The sequence below is a fragment of the Streptomyces sp. NPDC058307 genome (genome assembly GCF_042880295.1).
In the GTDB taxonomy this organism is placed as follows: Bacteria; Actinomycetota; Actinomycetes; order Streptomycetales; family Streptomycetaceae; genus Streptomyces.
In genome coordinates this window covers 94,697-96,447 of record NZ_JBHVYZ010000018.1, presented here as the reverse complement: position 1 = coordinate 96,447, position 1,751 = coordinate 94,697, and the positions used below count along the sequence as shown (strand labels likewise).

The 1,751-nt window shown below is 70.8% G+C and carries 1 protein-coding gene and 1 pseudogene; both read left to right on the top strand.

Features of this window, described 5'->3' with window-relative positions; translation table 11 throughout:
- Nucleotides 1–23 precede the first annotated feature (23 nt).
- A complete protein-coding gene (locus ACFVYN_RS15985; protein WP_389998302.1) occupies nt 24–1,406 on the top strand; it encodes a ferric reductase-like transmembrane domain-containing protein in 1,383 nt (460 codons plus the stop codon).
- A 28-nt stretch (nt 1,407–1,434) separates the two neighbouring features.
- A pseudogene (locus ACFVYN_RS15980) lies at nt 1,435–1,751 on the top strand (FMN-binding protein); the annotation flags it as partial.

Here is a 1,751-nt window from a genome sequence, read left to right as displayed (position 1 = left end):
CTGCCCCCGCCCCCGGAGGAAACGTGACCACGACGCTCGCAGGCGGCCGCGCCGCCCGCCGCCAGACGATGCGCCGCATCCGCCCGCGCCGTTCCCCGGCGACCGTCCTGCTGCTCGCCGTATGGGCGGGCGCGGCCGGTGTGCTGTGGCTGTGGTGGCACAACACGCCGTCCGTCGCCGACGACAACAGCAAGATCCTCAACGCGGGCCGGATCACCGGTCTGCTGGCCGGGTATCTGATGGCACTCGTCGTACTCCAGATGGCCCGGGTGCCCGCGCTGGAACGCCGGGTGGGCTCCGACCGGGTCGCCCGCTGGCACGCGATGACCGGCCGCTACACGCTCTGCCTGGTCCTCGCCCACGTCTTCCTGATCATGTGGGGCTACGCCCTCCAGGCCGGCAAGGGGCTCGGCGACATCGTCCAGCAGACGATGGACTCCATCAACCAGCTGCCGGACATGGGCAAGGCGGCCATCGGCACCGGTCTGCTGTTCCTGATCGGGCTGATGTCGATCGGCGGAGTGCGCCGCAGGATCCCGTACGACACCTGGTACCACGTGCACCTGATGACGTACGCGGCGGTCTTCCTGACCTTCTGGCACCAGCTGACCACCGGCAACGACTTCGCGGTCGAGCCGGTCGCCAAGACCGTCTGGTACGGGCTGTACGGCTCGGTCACCGCGCTGGTGCTCTGGTACCGGATCCTCACCCCGATCCGGCTGAACCTGCGCCACCGGATGTACGTCGAGGCGGTCGTCGAGGAGACGCCGGGTGTCGTGTCCGTCCTCATCGGGGGGCGCAAGCTGCACCGGATGGGCGCGGAGGCGGGCCAGTTCTTCCGCTGGCGCTTCCTCGCGCCGGGCATGCGGTTCAGCTCCCACCCCTACTCGCTGTCCGCGGCACCCCGACCGGGCATGCTGCGGATCACGGTGAAGGCGATCGGCGACCACAGCGAGCGGCTGCGCGAGCTGGTGCCCGGCACCAAGGTGTGGGCCGAGGGGCCGTACGGCGCCCTGACCGCCCAGCGCCGCAGCCGCGGCAAGGTGCTGCTGGTGGCCGGCGGTGTCGGCATCACGCCGATGCGGGCCCTGTTCGAGACGCTGCCGGGCGCGGCCGGTGACATCACTCTGCTGTACCGGGCCAACACCACCCAGGACCTGGCCCTGTGGGACGAGCTCTCCGCCATCGCGGACGAGCGCGGCGCCCGCCTGATGTACGCGGTGAACAGCCCGGACGGAGAGCGCCCGGACATCTCCGCGGAGTCCCTCCAGCGCAAGCTCCCCGACATCGACAAGCACGACGTGTTCATGTGCGGGCCGAACGGTTTCGCGCAGTCCGTGTACGAAGCACTGCGCGGCGCGGGTGTGCCCGCCCGCCGCATCCATCACGAGTCGTTCGAGATGTGACGACGGGAATTCAGGAGCTGTTGAAGCGATGAGGAAGAGTCACCCCGTCCGTCGAGTCGTGCTCGCGACCGCCGCCACCGTCTCCGGTGTCGTGCTGATGCTGTCGCTGAAGCCGTCCTCGGACCCGGCCTCCGCCCAGGCGGGCGGCGCGGTCCCGCAGCAGACGGCGGCGGCGCAGGAGTCGGCCCAGGGCGGCACCGGGGCGGCCGCCGGCGGCGCGGTCACCGGGGACGTGGTCCAGACCCAGTACGGTCCCGTCCAGGTCCGTATCACCGTCAGCGGCAACAAGATCACCAAGGCCGAGGCGGTCCAGGCGCCCAAGGGCGGGACGAGCGACCAGAAGAC